General features: G+C 59.6%; 8 protein-coding genes. 4 read left to right on the top strand and 4 right to left on the bottom strand.

Annotated features, from left to right (window positions below; genetic code table 11):
* Positions 1–10: 10 nt before the first annotated feature.
* Positions 11–715, top strand: a complete 705-nt coding sequence (locus tag JX292_RS06035; protein WP_204862550.1) for an S-layer homology domain-containing protein — start codon at positions 11–13, stop codon at positions 713–715.
* A gap of 54 nt (positions 716–769) precedes the next feature.
* On the opposite strand, the gene JX292_RS06030 is transcribed toward JX292_RS06035, so the two are convergent.
* The 4 genes from JX292_RS06030 to JX292_RS06015 all read right to left on the bottom strand — a co-directional run bounded on the left by JX292_RS06030 (position 770) and on the right by JX292_RS06015 (position 5665).
* Positions 770–2371, bottom strand: coding sequence for a glycosyl hydrolase family 28-related protein (locus tag JX292_RS06030; protein ID WP_204862548.1), 1602 nt, complete (start codon positions 2369–2371; stop codon positions 770–772).
* A 372-nt stretch (positions 2372–2743) separates the two neighbouring features.
* Positions 2744–4036 (bottom strand): adenylosuccinate synthase, encoded by a 1293-nt coding sequence (locus JX292_RS06025; RefSeq protein WP_070679567.1) that lies wholly within the window; start codon positions 4034–4036, stop codon positions 2744–2746.
* A 249-nt stretch (positions 4037–4285) separates the two neighbouring features.
* Positions 4286–4780, bottom strand: a complete 495-nt coding sequence (locus JX292_RS06020) for a DUF4870 domain-containing protein (protein ID WP_204862547.1) — start codon at positions 4778–4780, stop codon at positions 4286–4288.
* Between the two features lie 174 nt (positions 4781–4954).
* Positions 4955–5665 (bottom strand): hypothetical protein, encoded by a 711-nt coding sequence (locus JX292_RS06015; RefSeq protein ID WP_204862545.1) that lies wholly within the window; start codon positions 5663–5665, stop codon positions 4955–4957.
* 475 nt (positions 5666–6140) lie between these two features.
* Between JX292_RS06015 and JX292_RS06010 the strand changes: the two genes are divergently transcribed.
* From JX292_RS06010 to JX292_RS06000, 3 genes are all read left to right on the top strand, one after another.
* Positions 6141–10088, top strand: coding sequence for a S8 family serine peptidase (locus tag JX292_RS06010; protein WP_430538713.1), 3948 nt, complete (start codon positions 6141–6143; stop codon positions 10086–10088).
* Between the two features lie 207 nt (positions 10089–10295).
* Complete coding sequence (locus JX292_RS06005; RefSeq protein WP_204862541.1) at positions 10296–14282, top strand: S8 family serine peptidase; 3987 nt, start codon at positions 10296–10298, stop codon at positions 14280–14282.
* Between the two features lie 313 nt (positions 14283–14595).
* Entirely contained in the window at positions 14596–18636 is a 4041-nt protein-coding gene (locus tag JX292_RS06000) for a S8 family serine peptidase (RefSeq protein WP_204862540.1), read from the top strand.
* Positions 18637–18734 lie beyond the last annotated feature (98 nt).

The following is an 18734-nucleotide window of genomic DNA, read 5'->3' as shown; positions in this document are numbered from 1 at the left end:
GGAGTCAACGATGCTGTTGAAACCGTTTGTGAAGGGTGCGGCGTGTACTTTTGCCGCTGCTTCTCTTCTGTTGTCTGCGGCGGTGCCTGCTTCTGCGGCACAATTGCACCCTAAGACTTTTTCTCCTTTTCCGGGTGATGAACTGGAAGTTACCTGCATTAATGAGTCTGAGTACAATACCCCGGGTGATTATCAGGATAAGGTGATTGCTTGGGCGGAATGTACCGGACTTATTACTCACGGTCGCCGTCTTTATCTTCAGAAGAATAAGAATGCTCCCCAGCCGGCGATGACTCGTGGGCAGCTTCTTGAGTTTCTGTACCATTTGAAGGGCAGGCCCGTGATTAAGGACCTTCCTGCTACGTCGCCGTACAGTGATATTTCAGCCAATGACCCGCACTACCCTATTGCTATCTGGGCTACTCGTGAAGGCATCAGTAGCGGATGGGGAGACGGAAAGTTCCATTACAACGACATCGCCTACACTGATACTGCGCTCATTTTCCTTTATCGGATGCACGGTAAGCCGACGGTCAACCTTACCCCCATCCCTGAAGAATACGCACATTGTGTTAAAGAAAATAGCGACATGCACAAGGCACGTAGCTGGTATGGTTCACCAGACATGAGCTGTGGTTATAACACCGAAGATGAAGTAACTTTCTCGAGTATCCTATATACCTTATACCATTTGGACTTGAATGGAATTTACTAGAATATTGGGGCTCTATATCAATACTGGAATTGATATAGAGCCCCAAATATTTATTTAAAATTCAACGGAATTAGATTCATAAATACTGCGACTGTAATTAGAATTTCTATCAAAATATTTCCGGTTTTTCTTGGATTCTTCTTCAATGTCATGCATTCCGTATCGCATGATGAATTCATTAATGGTGATATCCATGTATCCTGCACGCCACGGGCCAAAGTGAACTTTCCATGAGTAATTCTCAGGATGCTTCTTACGATGCTCGTCATAGACATCACCACCAACCACTACAATATCTCTGCAGTTACTTTCAAAGTAAAAGCCCCACCGTGCAGCGCGTACGTTTCTTTCCTCTCCTATAGCGCCGTCACCTACCTTATGCGGATTATCAGAACGTGGAGCGATGAACTTACATTCATGCGACCAATTGCTAATGTACCAATTGGCTGCTTGATTATTTTGCGCTTTGCCATGCGCTGTATCGAAGTAGCTGGATGATTCGCCAATGCAACTGTCGAAGATATTACGCTCAAAATCACTTACCCAGCCATGACCTCCATTTTCTTGGGCAGTGCATCCGATGAACATATTACGGCTTGCCGCAACATACCATCCTGCACCAGCCTTACCTGCATATGCATAATGTGGCTTCCCATCTTCACGCGGCCAATATAGCGATTCCCCAGACGAATACCGGTGGTTATACCAGCTCGTTGACTGCGAAAATTTACACTGCGAAGCGTAAACCTCAATGCCGGCATAATTCCTGCCGCAATTATTTGCGTCGGATACATCCAACATACTGAACTTATTATCAGCTGCACCGACACCTTCTACATTGATTGCCTTATGGCCAATAGGTTTACCCACAAGGAATCCTTGCCTCCATGTCATACGCACACGAATGTCATGGACCTTCATAGCACGATCATGGAGACCCAAAATAGCAACCCCCATATCTGCATCCCAGATTTCAAGGTTCTCTAGTGTCGCAACTGCTTCAGGCTCAGGTCGATAGTTTCTATTTGCATAGTATGTATGCAAAATAACTCCCGCAACACCTTTCATAACGGGGGTATGCCGAGCACGACTATAAGGGTCATCTCGATTTAGGGGAACATTATCAGCATTCGTACGAATAACTAAATCACGCACCCCAAAACGCATAGGTGCCTCAGAAAACCACTGATTAGCCCCCTTATCGCCTGGCTTTGGTTTTTCCGGTCCAGCAACAAGGTAAGACCCAATATGGAAAACGCCAACGCACTCTGCTTCATCCGCGTCCTTCTGCACTAGACCACCGCCAGGATGAGCAATAATCTGCGTGGCCTTACCATGCCCAAAGATTTCCACTCGGTCGAGCAGCTGAATAAAAGGGGCACTGACCCTATACTTTCCAGCAGGAATTTCCAGGGCTCCACCTCCAGCTGAAGCCAAAGTCTTTACTGCATCGTTAATGGCCTGAGTACAATCTTGAGACCCATCAGCTTTCACCTGCGGATAGCTCAGGAGATTAATGTAGTTTTTCGTGCGATTTTGCGGAGTAATTCCACCTTGAACTTCATCAGCATGCGCATCGGCGTATACCATTGTTGAGGCTAGCGGAACCGACAAAGCTGCACCGGCAATCATTGAGCGGCGCGATAATGCAGACATCACTGTCTCCAATCGTGTTGAGTGAAAATATTAAAATGCATACAGTGCATAAAACTATGCACAGAACATTCAATTACCGTGATACCCATCTGGTATATATCTTGGATGATTTAACCCTACCACTCACATGGAATAAATATCTTACATATTCAGATTTTTTGAATTTATTCATTTAAACATAAATCTTATGTTTGTCAATCATTTAACCTGCGATCCAAGAAAGTCTATAAATCACCCTAAGCATATATCAACATTAGAATGACGTTAATTCAGAAGAGCACTCAAAATAAGACAATATATTACAAGTCGTCAGGAATAAAAGGACCCCTGAGGAGGCAATCAAGCCTCGTCAGGGGTCCTTTGCATCAGCCTTTAGTCTTCGTTGATGAGGTCACGTACCACGATGGTCTGGTCGCGGTCCGGGCCCACACCAATCGCGGAAATACGGCAGCCGGAAAGCTCCTCCAGCTTCAGCACATACTTACGAGCATTCTCAGGCAGCTCATCCAAGCTCTTCGCATCCGAAATGTTCTCAGTCCAGCCGTCAAAATACTCGAAAATCGGCTTAGCGTGGTGGAACTCAGTCTGAGTCATCGGCATCTCGTCGTGACGCACACCATCCACGTCATAAGCCACACAAACCGGAATCTTCTCCAGGCCGGTCAGCACATCCAGCTTAGTGATGAACAGGTCAGTGAAACCGTTAATGCGCACAGCCTGGCGTGCCAGCACGGAATCGTACCAGCCGCAACGACGCGGACGACCGGTGTTCACACCAAACTCGCCACCAGTGGTGCGCAGGTAGTCGCCCATCTCATCAAACAGCTCGGTCGGGAACGGGCCAGCACCCACGCGGGTGGTGTACGCCTTCTGAATACCAATCACACGGGTGATGCGGGTCGGGCCCACACCCGAACCCACGCAGGCGCCGCCAGCGGTCGGGTTCGAGGAAGTCACAAACGGGTAGGTGCCGTGGTCAACATCCAGGAAGGTTGCCTGGCCGCCCTCCATCAGCAGGGTCTTGCCCTCATCCAGTGCCTTGTTCAGCAGCTGGGTGGTGTCCACAATCATCGGCTTCAGACGCTCAGCGTAGGACATGAAGTACTCGACGATTTCCTCAACCTCAACGTGGCGGCGGTTGTACACCTTCACCAGCAGCTGGTTCTTCTGGCGTAGCGCACCCTCAACCTTCTGGCGCAGAATCGACTCATCCAGAATGTCCTGAACACGCACGCCGAGGCGGCCAACCTTATCCATGTAGGCGGGGCCGATACCGCGGCCGGTGGTGCCGATAGCGCGTTTGCCGAGGAAGCGCTCAGTCACCTTATCCATGGTCTGGTGGTAGGGCGCGACCAGGTGCGCATTAGCGGAAATCTTCAGGCGGGAAGTGTCAGCGCCGCGAGCCTCAAGGCCTTCAATCTCTGCGAAGAGTGCCTCGGGGTTCACGACCACGCCGTTACCGATCACGGGAACGGCGTTATCGCTCAGAATACCGGCGGGCAGCAGCTTCAGCTCAAACTTCTGGCCGTTCACCACCACGGTGTGACCGGCGTTGTTACCGCCGTTGGGCTTGACCACGTAGTCCACGCGGGGGCCGAGCAGGTCGGTAGCCTTGCCCTTACCCTCATCGCCCCACTGGGCGCCCACAATCACGACAGCTGACATTTTGTGCTCCTTGAAAGCTTCGAAGAGACGCACCGGATTTCACGGCGCGGCGGCGTCCCATCATCCGTAGAGTGAATGTGGAGTGAATAGGCACACCTCTTCCCATGATACCGTGCCGCTCCCTTTAAGTCCCACGGCCCAGGCCTTAAATATCGGCTCGGTGCAGGAAACAGCACGGCGCCCCCGCCTGAGTGTTTGAGGCGGGGGCGCCGCGTGCAAGCGGTGCGGTCGGGTGATACCCGCCGCAGGTTACCGGATGACCTTGATGAAGGTCATCGGGTACTCATACAGGTTGCAATGAGCGGCCGCGATGGCGGCCAGCGAATGGAAGACGACCATCAGGATGGTCACCACCAGGGGCACCACCCACAGAACGATGCCGAGGATACCGAAGGTCAGCACAATAGCTACCCACGAGGCGGCACTAATGACCCACAGAGAAAAGTTGAAGTTGAACGCGCGGCGGGCAGATTCCTTCGTGAAGTTATAGCCGGGCTTGTCCTTGTAGATAAACCACATCACGAGCGGAGCAATCACGCTCACAGTCGAGAAAGACAGCAACGAGAGAATGGCCGAGGCCAGGTGGGCCAGAATCGCCATGTTCTTATCATCCGCTGAAGAAGGGGCAAGATTGTAAGAACCCTGAGGGTAATAGTTCTGCTGGAAACCAGCCTGGTAACCCGGTACCTGCTGGCCATAGGGAGGCTGCTGGGGTTGGTTGTACTGGTCGGGATACTGCGACATTGTCTTCGTTCTTTCTTCAATCAACGAGCAAATACGGTTGGGCCGGGGTGCCCATTCAGCGCCCGCGGTACCCCCGTGATGCCTCCACCCTATCAGCGCAAAGTAAATGGAGCATTAACCTCGGTGAGATGTCGGATAAAAATTACGGTCTGCCGGGTTTACGGTTCGCCCGGGTCATCCGATGTACACGGGGTAGTACCAGAACGCGGTAGCTTCCTCGGCGTTCCAGCGCTGCTCCCTCGCCTCGGAGTATTTCTTGCACACCTTGCTGATGGCCATAATCATGAAGACAAACCAGAGAATCACCAGAATACCGTAGGTGCCCAGCGCCAGGATGACCCCCAAAAAGAAGAGTGACCCGGCCACCTGATTGTCAAAGGGATAGAGAATCAAAGCGTCAATCAGCGGGTTGCAGAAGACTACAACAGCCAAAAAGAGCCATGCACCGCGGGTTATTTTCCAGGTGGTGGGGGCGCCGCCGGGGTACAGCGCATCCATCTCGTGAATATAGCCGACCGTTCCTTCCGGTAGCCGCTGGTTGGTGGCGGCGCCGGGGCCCTCCATGGCACTCTCGGGGGCGGGGCGGGTCCCCGGAATATCCTGGACGTGCATCCGCTGGAGAGAGGGGTCGGGCGTGCCAAAGATTGGCGTAGGCGTCACCTTGAGGGTGGGGGTGTAAGAGTAGACTCCCGGCTCCCACTCCAGCGCGCTTTTAGCGGCCGGTGACGCGGCGCCCTCCGAGACTTGCTGCGGGGAAGCTTCTGACGGAGCCTCGCTGTTCCCCAGGGAGATGTTCATGTAGCTCGGAACGGGCAGGGAGTCATCCCACAGGGGCTGGTAGGACTCCTGCTCATTTCGAGGCTGGTGCGAAGCGTGATTGGTCATCGCTATCTCCTTCGACAATGGTCTTAACTTAGTTCATATCCCTGCCGCATATTTGCACAGGTGGAACGCTCTTTGAGCACGCGCATATTACGCGGATCCATCGGATCCAGAACGCAAACACCAGAGGCGGGCTCCACGGTCTGACCCCGACTCCCCTCGACACCGACGGTTCTTCTCTCACCATCCCACACCGACCTGGAAGGATTCTCAATGTCCACGATGTGTCATGAAGACCAATTTTGCGTCACAAACAACCGGAAATCCCCTTATCAAACCCTTAAGGGTGTATTGTGGTTCACATCTGAGGCCTCATCCTCAGGTATAACCTGCGGGATAGCCCGCACCATATTCACAAACACCTCCCAGAAACACCACGGGAGCCAAGCAAAGGAGCACCGTGACTACCACCGACTCCCCCAACCCCCGCGGCCGGTCGCATCGACGCCGAATCGGTAGCGGGCTACTCACCCTCAGCATGGCGCTGAGCCCCCTCGCCGCACTCGGCGGCACCGCCCATGCCGCCGAAGACCCCGACGTCGTCAAGCAAGTACTCAGCGACAGCATGAAGAACGCCAGCGGCACCGTCACCGCCTTCGTGCGATTCAAGGGTAAGGGCGCCTTTGAACAGACCCAGCCCGCAGGCGTACGCGCCGGCACGCAGGCACCCGTCAACACCAGCTCGCAGGTGCAGGCCATCGCCTCCCAGGTGCAGAGCCAGGCACAGCAGGTCAGCAGCCAATCCGGCGCGCAGGTCCTCTACACCACCCACAACGCAGTACGCGGCGTAGCAGTACGCGGTGACGCCGAAGCCATCAAGGCACTCGCCAACCGCCCCGACGTAGAGAAAATCTCACCCATCCTGCCCAAGTACCGCCAGAACGCGGGTGCCGCCATTGACGCAGGCTCCCTCGCCACCTGGACCAGCACCACCAACCCCGCCGGTACCGGCGGGTACACCGGCAAAGGCGTGAAGATTGCCGTCATCGACTCCGGCATCGACTACACCCACACCGACTTCGGCGGCAGCGGCAAACTCGAAGACTACCAGAAGGCATCCAAGCTCACCGAGCTACCCTCCGCAGACTCCGGGCTCATCAACCGCGCCAAGATTGCTGGCGGCTACGACCTCGTCGGTGACGCCTACGACGGCACCAACACCGCAACCCCCGACGGCAACCCGCTCGACTGCACCACCGGCGGCCACGGCACCCACGTGGCAGGCACCGCGGCAGGCTACGGCGTGAACGCAGACGGCACCACCTTCACCGGCGACTACAGCAAGCTCACCGCAGAGCAGCTCAAAACCATGAAGATCGGCCCCGGCGTCGCCCCCGACGCCCAAATCTACGCCTTCCGCGTCTTCGGATGCAGCGGCAGCACCAACGTGGTCATCGAGGCGCTTGACCGCGCCCTCGACCCCAACGGTGATGGCGACTTCTCCGACCGTGTAAACGTGGTCAACATGTCCCTCGGCGGCGAATTCTCCCCCCTCGACGACCCCGAAGCCTACGCCGTTGACGCGCTCACCCGCGCCGGCGTGCTCTCCGTCATCTCCGCGGGTAACGCCAACGACTACAGCCTGCGCGGCGACACCTACTCCAACTCCGGTCACCCCGCCACCGCAGCCAGCGCAATCACCGTGGCCAACGCCTACGGCTCCACCCGCGCCGTCGATGCGGCAGAGCTGACCGACCCCGCCACCGGCACCACCCGCAAGGTACGCGGCGACTACAGCGTCTCCTACCCCTGGGCACAGGCCGGAACCAAGGAATTCACCGGTGAAGTCACCGCAATCCCCGAAAGCAACCGCTATGCCTGCAACCCCCTGAGCGCCACCGAAGCAGCAGCCGTCAAGGGCAAGTGGGCCCTCATCGACTGGGCCGAAGCCGACGGTAACCTCACCTGCGGCTCCAAGGTACGCTTCGACAACCTGCAGGCCGCAGGCGCCAAGGGCGTACTACTCGCAGGCCACGACGAAGAACCCGCCCTGGGCATCGCCGGCAACGAAACCCTGCCCGGCTTCCGCCTGGCCGCCTCCGCCGCCAAAGACCTGCGTGCACAGATCACCGCGGCAGAAGCTGCAGGTAAGCCCCTGACCGTGCGCCTCGGCAACGACCTGAAGTCCTCCCTGCGCGTAGACACCGGCAAGCTGGACCAGCTGAACCCCATGAGCGCCCGCGGCTTCCACGGCAGCTACGGCTACACCAAGCCCGACATCGCGGCACCCGGCTCATACATCACCTCCGCGGCGGTAGCGACCGGTAACGGCTCGGTGACTTTCAGCGGTACCTCCATGGCGGCACCCTACGTGACCGGCTCCGCGGCCCTGGTCATTCAAAGCCACCCGACCTACACCCCCGCACAGGTCAAGTCCGCCCTCGTCAACACCGCAAACCACGACGTGCGCACCGAATCCGGTGACGTCTACGCGGTGGACCGCGTGGGTGCCGGACGCGTGGACACCCTCGCAGCCGTGCAGTCGAAGTCCCTGGCCTACAACGCCCAGAATCCGAACACGACCTCGGTGAGCTTCGGCGTGCTCGAGTACGCCCCGGATGCAGGCGTTCAGACCCTCACCCGCGAGGTGACGGTGGAGAACACTGATTCCGCCGCGCACACTTACGCGCTGTCCTACGCCCCCAGCACTAATATTCCCGGAGTGGAATACTCATTCCCCGAGTCCGTAACGCTGGCCCCCGGTGAAACCAAGAACTTCACCCTGAGCGTGCGCATCGACCCCTCCAAGCTGGAAAAGACCCGCGACCCTGCAGCAGACGTCACCCAGAACGCGACCGACTACTACACCGGCGTTGAAACCGTGCCGGCACAGTACCGTCAGTACATCGCCAGCGCCTCCGGCCGACTCATCCTCGCCGAGGACAACGGCCAGAACCTGCGCGTGCCCATCCACGTGGCGCCCAAGCCCGTCAGCACCATGCACGCCGCCGACCGCACCCTAACCTTCCCCCAGAAGCCCTCTAACAACAAGGCTCAGAAGGCAGACACCAGCTGGCGGAAGACCCCCGTCACCCTCAAGGGCACCGAGGTCAACCAGGGCGGCTACCGCTCCCTGCTCGGCGCCTTCGAGTACGGTGCAAGCGTGGACCGGGTGGCCCCCACCTCCCTGTCAGTCAACAGCAACGTCAAGGCCAACCTGCAGTACGTGGGCGCCTCCTCGGACGCCCCCGCGCTGAAGGCCGCCGGCGGTAACGCCGACGACGGCACCCTGCGCTTCGGTATCTCCACCTGGGCCAACTGGGACGTCGTCTCCTACGAAAACACCTTCACCGTGGAGATCGACACCGACGGCAACAACCGCGCCGACTACAAGCTGGTCACCGACCGCGCCAAGGGCCTGGACTACCCGCTCGTGCGCCTCTACGGCTACAAGAACGGCAGCCTCGTCGAGCTGGCCTACTACCCGCTCAACGGCGCCTGGGGGGATGTAGACACCAACATGATGGACACCAACACCCTCATCATGGGCGCACCCCTCAAGGACCTGGGCCTGACCCGCGCCAACAACCCGGACATCCAGTACCGCGTCAGCGCCACCACCCAGTACGAGTGGGGCAACGTCAGCGAAACCGGCTGGATCAAGTACCGCCCCTTCAGCCCCAAGCTGTGGTTCAGCGGCGACTCCTCCGCCGTACCCGGCCTCTTCCCGGATGCTCCGGGTAGCTCTCTGACGGCGCACCGCTCCTCTGACGCCCTCCCCGCGCTCGGCGAATCCGGCACCCCTGCCAAGGCGCTGTTGCTGCACCTGCACAACGGCACCGGCGACCTCTCGGGCGTGAACGGTGCAACCGGCGACCGCGCCGAGGTGCTCAACGTCAAGGAGCACCAGGACGAGTACATCACTCCGTCCCGCTTCACCGATGTGAAGAGCGGCGACCAGTTCTACACCGAGATTTCGTGGTTGGCTCAGCGCGGCATCACCACCGGCTACCCGGACGGCACCTACCGCCCGCTGGAATCCGTGGAGCGCGGCGCAATGGCGGCGTTCTTCTACCGCATGGCCGGCTCGCCGCAGTTCACCGCCCCGAGCACGCCCAGTTTCTCGGATGTGCCGACCACCCACCCCTTCTACAAGGAGATTGAGTGGATGAAGGCCCGCGGCATCACGACCGGCTGGCCCGACGGCACCTACCGCCCGAACGCACCGGTCAACCGCGATGCGATGGCTGCGTTCTTCTACCGCTACGCCGGCTCGCCGCACGTTGATTTGCCCGCGACCAGCCCGTTCAAGGACGTGCCCGCCAATAGCCAGTTCTACCGCGAGATTACCTGGCTGGCTTCGACCGGCATCAGCACCGGTTGGCCCGACGGCACCTACCGCCCGGTGACCCCCATCGCCCGCGATGCGATGGCGGCGTTCATCTACCGCTACACCGATAAGGTCGCTAACCAGGCCGGCCGCTAATCGGTTGCCAAGAGCACGGTTCGGGGTCCCCTCCCGCCTCTGTACGGGGCGGGAGGGGGTAGCCCGGACCCTCAAAGTTTTGGTGGCGGTTTCGCCAGCGGACGTACTCACTCGTCGTCTGCCGGTGGGGCCGCCTCCACACATCACCGATAACACAACCACAGACCACACAGCACTATTGAAAACAGAAATTCTAAGGAGGATTCCATGACAACGCCTCATGCGCCACGCCGCAGAATGAAGGCTGTTGGTGCTACCGGTTTGAGTGCAGCTCTTGCCCTGACTCTCGGTGCGCCCGCAACTTTCTCTGCCGCTCACGCACAGAGCCCGCAGCAGGTGGAAGGAAATACGGCGAGCACATCCGGTGACGCTGCGTCGCGTATCAGCCCGGGCCTGCAGAAGGCTGAAGGCCAAATCACCGTGTATGTGCAGTTCAAGGGCAAGGGCGCGTACGAGCAGACCCAGTCCGCGGCTGTTCTGGCCCATAAGGAGGCGCCGGCGAACCGTCAGGCGCAGGTGCAGGCTATTGCCGCCCAGGTGCAGTCGCAGGCTCAGTCTGTGGCTGCCGCTTCGGGTGCGAAGCTGATGTACACCACGCATAATGCGATGCGTGGTGCTGCGATTACTGGTGATGCTGCGCAGATTCGTGCCCTCGCCAACCGCCCCGATGTGGAACGCATCTCACCGATTATCGCGAAGGAGCGCATGAACTCCGGTAGCGAGATTGATACGAAGACTCTTGCCACGTGGACTCGTGAGCATACGGGCTACACCGGTAAGGGCGTGAAGATTGCGATTGTCGACTCGGGTGTGGATTACACTCACGCTGATTTTGGTGGCCCCGGCACCGTCGATGCGTACCTGAAGGCTAAGGCGATGACGGAGCTTCCGACTGCCGATTCGGGTCTGATTGATCGTAATAAGTTCATTGGCGGTATTGACCTGGTTGGTGACGATTACAACGCCTCCGTTGATTCGAAGTCCACGCCTCACCCGGATAACAACCCGCTGGACTGCCGTCCGGATGGTTTCGGTTCTGGCGGTCACGGCACGCACGTGGCGGGTACTGCCGCCGGTTATGGTGTGACGGCGAACGGTACGACCTACCGTGGTGACTACAAGAACCTGACGGAGGACCAGCTCAAGGGCATGAAGATCGGCCCCGGTACCGCCCCCGAGGCTCAGATTCTGGCGATTCGCGTGTTCGGTTGCTACGGTAACTCGAGTGTTGTGATGAAGGCCCTGGACACCGTCATGGACCCCAACGGTGACGGCGACTTCTCCGATCGCGCCGACATTGTGAACCTGTCGCTGGGTGGCGAGTTCGCCCCCGCCGACGACCCCGAGTCGTACATGATTGACACGATGGCCCGCCAGGGCGTGTTCACCGTGGCAGCGGCCGGTAACGCCAACAACTACAACGGTGTGGGTGACACCTACTCCGATTCGGGCAGCCCCGCAAACGCCGCATCGGCGCTGTCGGTGGCGAACGCCTACGGCTCCACCCAGCCGATTGACCGCGCCCGCGTGACCACGAAGACCGGTTTGGAGTGGTTGCAGGGTGATTATTCGGTGAACTTCGATTATTCGAAGGCGCCCGCTGATCAGTTGCGTGGCGAGGTTGTGGCCGCCCCCGAGCGTAACCGTTACGCTTGCGAGGCGTTCACCGCTGATGAGGCGAAGGCTCTGAAGGGTAAGTGGGTTTACTTCGACTGGGATAAGGACGATTTGTCGTTCCCGTGTGGTTCGAAGGTCCGTTTCGATCACGTTCAGGCTGCTGGCGGTCTGGGTGTTGTGATGCGAGGCCATGAGGAGCGTTACACCATCGGTATTGGTGGTAACACGACCATTCCGGGTCTGCGTCTGACTGCTTCTTCGAGTCAGGCCCTGGAGAAGGCCCTGGCTGCTGGCCCGGTGACCGTTGAGATGAACCCGGACTACAAGGCTTCGGGTCGTGGCCCTCACTCGCACGCTTTTGATTTGAATTCTTCGAGCGCCCGCGGTCAGCACGGTTCTGACGGCTTCATTAAGCCTGACCTGGCGGCGCCGGGTACTGAGATTGTGTCTGCCGCAGTGGGTACGGGTTCGAAGGGTGTCTCGTTCACGGGTACCTCGATGGCCACCCCGCACGTGACCGGTATCGCCGCTCTCGTGATGCAGGCGCATCAGGATTACAACCCGCAGATGGTTAAGGCTGCCCTGATGAACGGTGCTTCGACCTCGATTAAGAACGAGAAGGGCGTGCAGTACGCGGTGGATCGTGTGGGTACCGGCATGGTGAATGCCCGCGCCGCCGTGGACGCGAAGGTTCTGGCCTACGACGCAAAGAACCCAGAGCGCGTGTCGACCGCGTTTGGTGTGCTGGAGTACACCCCCGATTCGGGTATTCAGACGGTCCAGCGTGACATTGTTCTGGATAACACCGATTCGCAGGCTCACACTTACACTCTGAACTACGAAGCAAGCACGACTATCCCGGGTGTGGAGTACTCCTACCCGCAGCAGGTCAGTGTTGGTGCTGGTGAGCGTAAGAACGTGACGGTGACCGTGCGTATTGACCCGTCGAAGCTGGAGAAGACTATGGATCCGGCGATGAGCGCTGATCAGGTCGCTCAGGATTGGACGACCGGTCAGACTCTGGCTGCTGGTAAGCGTCAGTACATTGCGAGCGCTTCTGGTCGCCTGATTTTCTCTGAGAATGGCCGCGAGGCTATCCGCCAGTCGATTCACGTGGCACCGAAGCCTGTCTCGAAGATGCGTGTGGATGCGTCCCGCATTGATTACAAGAGCGTCTCCGATAAGGAGTCCACGGTGACTCTGCGCGGTACGACCCTGAACCAGGGTGGTTACCGTTCGCTTCTGGGTGCGTTTGAGCTGGGTGCGGTCAGCGACCGTATTCCGTCCGGTCAGCTGAAGCTGCCGTCGAACCAGGCTGTTGATCTGCAGTACGTGGGTGCCGCCTCGGATGCTCCCGCCTTGAAGGCTGCCGGTAAGAACCCGAACGATGGTTCTCTGTTCTTCGGTATTTCGACCTGGGGTACCTGGGACACTATGCACTGGGGACGTCAGGTGCAGGTGCAGATTGATACGAACAACGACTCCACCGCAGATTACGTTCTGGAAGTGACCCGCGAGAAGGGTCTGGACTACCCGCTGGTGAAGGTCTGGTCCATCTCCGGTAAAGCATCCACCGTGGTGGCTCGCTACCCGCTGAACAGCGCCTGGGGTGACACCGACACCAACACCATGGACACCAACACCATGATTCTGGGTGTACCGCTGAAGGACCTGGGTCTGACCGCTGAGAAGGCTCAGACCATCAAGTACACGGTGCAGACTGACACCTGGGAGAATGACGGCAACCCGTACGTTGATGTTACGAACTCCATCGAGTTCTCTCCGTTCAGCCCCGGCCTGTGGTTCACCGGTGAGGAGTCGGGCGTGCCCGGCCTGTTCGTGGACCGTGACGGCGGCCAGCTGACCGTTCACCGCAAGAACAACAACAAGGAGCGTCAGGCTCTGTTCCTGCACATGCACAACGCAACCGGTGACCTGAGCGGCCGTAAGACTGCGAACGGTGTTGCGGCTGGTGACCGTGCGCAGGTGGTGGATGTTCCGCGTACCGTGCATGAGGCACGCTTCCGCGATGTTCCGCCGGAGAACCAGTTCTACCGTGAGATCACCTGGATTGCTTCGCACCAGATTGACCGCGGCTACTCGGATGGCACGTTCCGTCCCCTGCAGAACATGGACCGCGCCACCATGGCAGCGTACTTCTACCGTATGAGTGGTTCGCCGCAGTTTACCGCCCCGAGCACGCCCAGTTTCAAGGACGTTCCGCTCAACCACCCCTACTACAAGGAGATTGAGTGGATGAAGGCTCAGGGCATTACGACCGGCTGGTCGGATGGTACGTTCCGTCCTGACTCTTCGGTGAACCGTGATGCGATGGCCGCGTTCTTCTACCGCTACGCTGGTTCGCCCGCGTACACCGCCCCCGCGCAGGCTCGTTTCACGGACGTTCCGACCGACAAGCAGTTCTACCGCGAGATCTCGTGGCTGGCTGAGCAGGGCGTGACCACCGGCTGGCCCGATGGTTCGTTCCGCCCGGTGGAGCCGGTGCACCGTGATGCTATGGCGGCGTTCGTATTCCGCTACAGCACGAGTGTGCTGGGGTATAGCGCCGACCAGTAGTGATGCTCGGCTGACCGGCTCACCGCGTAGGCAGGGGTTCCACCCCGGCTGAGATGCCGGTGAGTCGCTGGCTGGCTCCAGTCGATTTCGGTCGACGGTGATGGGGGCCGTACCGTATGCAGCAATGCTGCCCGGTGCGGTCCCCCTTTGTTATCTTCAGCACCGCGGTGTTTTACGAGTCTGACTAGGTTAAATACCCTTCTCCTTGAGACAATGGTGAAGGTTCTTTCAGTGCCCGCTTGAGCCTCGTCGTTGAAGCACAGGCCGAGGACCCCTAGAAACACACAATGACAAGAGAATCGAGGAGCATTCAGTGGCTATTCTCCCTGAAGCTACCCCCGCTCCGAAGGGTTCGCGGCCACCGCGAGGACTTCGGCGCGTAGCCCGCGGCTGCGGCGCCCTAGTGCTGGGCCTGACCCTCGGGCTAACTTCCCTACCCTTCGGAACCCAGGCGTACGCCGCACCCGGCGTGGTGCGCGGCGGTGACGTGGATGCGCCGCGTAGCGCATCCGCTGAGACACCGAACCCGACCGAGGTGCTCTCCCCCAGCCTGGAGGGCGCAACCGGCGAACGCGCCGTGTTCGTGCGTTTTAAGGGTCAGGGTGCGTACGCGCAGACCCAGCCGGATGCGGTCCGCTCCCGCGCGCAGGCACCCGTCAATGCGCAAGCACAGGTGCAGGCAATTCGCGCCAGTGTGCAGCAGCAGGGCGCTTCCGCGGCGAAGGAATCCGGCGCGCAGGTCCTGTACACCACCCATAACACGATGCGTGGCGTGGCGCTCTACGGTAACGTCGAGCAGATTCGTGCGTTGGCGAACCGTTCCGATGTGGAGCGCATCAGCATCATTGAGGATATGGCGCCGCAGAACAGCGGCACCCTCATCGATACTGACACGCTCTCCGTGTGGGCTCAGCAGCACGCGCAGAATACCGCTTCCACCGGCTACACCGGCAAGGGCGTGAAGATTGTGGTGCTCGACACCGGCATCGACTATACTCACGCCGATTTGGGCGGCCCCGGCACTAAGGAGGCCTACGAGAAGGCGAAGGCATCCAACACGATTCCCGAGGGCACCTACGACCCGAAGAAGTTCCTGGGCGGCTACGACCTGGTCGGTGACGACTACAACTCCGCCAAGAAGGAAACCTCCACTCCCCACCCGGACGCGAACCCGCTAGACTGCGGCGGCCACGGTAGCCACGTGGCCGGTACCGCGACAGGCTACGGCGTGAACGCGGACGGCTCGACCTTCCACGGCGACTACTCCAAGCTCACCGAGCAGCAGCTCAAAGACATGAAGATCGGCCCGGGCTCCGCACCGGACGCTCAGCTGATTGGCCTGCGCATTTTCGGTTGTAAGGGCACCACCGCGTTCGTCCCCCTGGGGCTGGACCGCGTACTCGATCCCAACGACGACGGCGACTTCTCGGACCGCGCCGACATCGCGAACCTGTCGCTGGGCAACGAGTTCGGTGTGTTCGATGAGACCGTGAACTACGCGGTCGGCTCCCTCTACCGCGAGGGCATCCTCTCCGTGGTTGCAGCGGGTAACGCCAACAACTACAACGCCGTGGGTGACACCTACTCCAACTCGGGCGGCCCCGGCACCAGCGCCTACAGCCTGACCGTGGCGAACTCGATTGGTTCGACCCAGATGGCGGACCGCGTGAAGATCCTCGCCCCCGCGAACGAGGCCGACACCTACGGCGACTACTCGGTGAGCTTCAACTACGCAAAGGCCACCGAGGAGCAGCTACGCGGCACCGTGGTGCGTGCCGCCTCCCGCAACCGTTACGCGTGCAAGGCCTTCACTGAGGAGGAGGCCGCGGCGCTGAAAGGCAAGTGGGCCCTCATTGATTGGGCGGAGGCTGACGGCACCGTCCCCTGCGGTTCGCGCATGCGCTTCGATAACCTGCAGGCGGCGGGCGCTACCGGCGTGGTCGTCGCCTCGAACACTGAGGTCGGTGACACCGCTATTGGCGGTAACTCCGCTATTCCGGGCGTGCGTCTGGCCAAGAGCCAAGTGGAGCGCCTCTCCTCCCAGATTGATTCGGGCCACCTGACCCTGCAGCTGGGCGAGAACCTGCGCGAGTCGATTCGCGTGCAGAACGGCAAGCTGGATCAGGCGAACACCTCGACCGCGCGCGGTATGCACGGCTCGCACGGCATCACGAAGCCAGACGTTGCGGCACCGGGCACGAACATTTCCTCGATCCTGGTTGGCGGCGGTACTGAGGCGACCGTAAAGACCGGTACGTCCATGTCCACGCCGTTTGTTGCCGGTGTGGCGGCGCTGATTATGCAGGCGCACCCGGAGTACGGTCCGCGCATGATTAAGACCGCCATCATGAACACCGCGGATCACCGCATGCAGGACGCCTGGGGTAACCCGTACGCTGTGGACCGTGTGGGTACCGGCCGCATCAACACGCGTGCGGCCGTGGCTGACCGCGTGATGCTGTTCAACACGGCACGGCCCGAGCTGGTTTCGGATACTTTCGGCGTACTCGAGTACACCCCGAATGCCGGTGTGCAGACCCTGCAGCACCGCGTGAGTGTTGAGAATACTGATTCGGTGGCGCACACCTACACCCTGAACTATGAGGGCAGCACGACCATTCCGGGTGTGGAGTTCTCCTACCCGCAGTCCGTGTCTGTGGGTGCCGGTCAGACTGCGTCGTTCACTGTGACGGTGCGTATTGACCCGTCGAAGCTGGTGAAGACTATGGATCCGTCCATGTATCCGACCCAGGATTCGGTGAACTTCTCGACCGGTGCGGTGACTATTTCGGGTGCCCGCCAGTATATTGCGAGCGCTTCGGGCCGCCTGATCCTGACTGATGCTGACCCGTCGGCAACGGTGAAGACCCTGCGCATGCCCCTGCACGTGGCCCCGAAGCCGGTGAGTGCGCTGCGTGTGGCCGGTGCGGATATCCACTTCGGTTCGAATGGTCCGGGCGCGCTGGAACAGCGCCTGTCCGTTGAGGGCACCGCAGTGAACCAGGGCGGTTACCGCTCTCTGCTGGGTGCGTTTGAGTTGGGCGTTTCGAGCCCGCGCATCCCCATTGCGAAGCTGGGTACCGGTTCGGATTCCCGCATGGACCTGCAGTATGTGGGTGCTACCTCGAATGTGGCGGCGTTGAAGGCTGCCGGTGAGGATACCTCGCAGGCGCAGCTGTCCTTCGGTATTTCGACCTGGGGTAATTGGCAGGAGGTGACCCCGCGCGGCACCTACTACGTGTTCATCGATACTGATAAGGACGGCACGACCGATTACCGTCTGCAGACGGTGCGTGAGAAGGGTTTGGATTACCCGCTGGTGAAGGTTTCGCAGCGCGGTAGGGACGGTAAGTGGTATGCGATCGCGAACGCCCTGTACCCGCTGAACGGCACCTGGGGTGATACGGATACGAACATCATGGATTCGAACACTCTGGTGATGAGTGTTCCGCTGAGCGTTCTGGGTCTGGACCCGGAGGCTGAGTCGACCGAGATTTCGTATTCGGTGACGACGGCGAGCGCGTTCTCTGCGACAACTGTGGTGGATACGACCGAGCCGGTGTCGTTCAACTACGCCACCCCGGCGCTGTGGTTTAGCGGCGATTCGGCGGACGTTCCGAACCTGTTCGTGGATGCACCGGGCACGAACCTGGTGGCGCACCGCAGCGGTGAGGCGAAGGGCTCTGCCCTGTTCCTGCACATGCACAATGCGACCGGCGACCTGTCGGGTGTGAACGGTGCTACGGGTGAGCGTGCGCAGGTTTTGCGTGTGTCGATGGCTTCTGAGGATCTCGCCGAGAGCGCGCATTTCAAGGATGTTCCGGCGGATTACCCGTTCGTGAACGACATTAACTGGCTGGCTCAGCGTCGCATTACGACCGGCTACCCTGACGGCACATTCCGCCCGAATGGTTCGGTGGAGCGCGGCGCTATGGCGGCGTTCTTCTACCGTATGGCGGGTTCGCCGCAGTTCACTGCGCCGTCCACTCCGAGTTTCAAGGATGTGCCGCGTGACCACCCGTTCTACAAGGAGATTGAGTGGATGCGCGCCCGCGGCATTACGACCGGCTGGTCGGATGGTACGTTCCACCCGAACGATGCGGTGAATCGTGACGCGATGGCGGCGTTCTTCTACCGTTTTGCGGGTTCGCCGGCCTATTCGGCTCCTGCGGTGTCGCCGTTTACTGATGTGGCGGCGGGTAGCCAGTTCTATCGTGAGATTTCGTGGCTGGCTGAGCAGCGTATTACGACGGGTTGGGCTGATGGTTCGTTCCGTCCGGTTCAGCCGATTGAGCGTGGCGCGATGGCGGCGTTCTTGCACCGCTATAACGTGCGCGTGCTGAATAACCGCTAGTCGGATGCGGATGTGAGGGCCGTGTCGGGGTGGAGTTTTCTGCCCCGGCACGGCCTTTTCTGTGGGCTGTTATGTCTGCGGCGTAGACTTAGGTTATG

Source organism: Rothia mucilaginosa (genome assembly GCF_901875305.1).
Taxonomy (GTDB): domain Bacteria; phylum Actinomycetota; class Actinomycetes; order Actinomycetales; family Micrococcaceae; genus Rothia.
The sequence above is the reverse complement of the archived record's forward strand: the minus strand, read 5'-3'. Positions and strand labels throughout refer to the sequence as shown.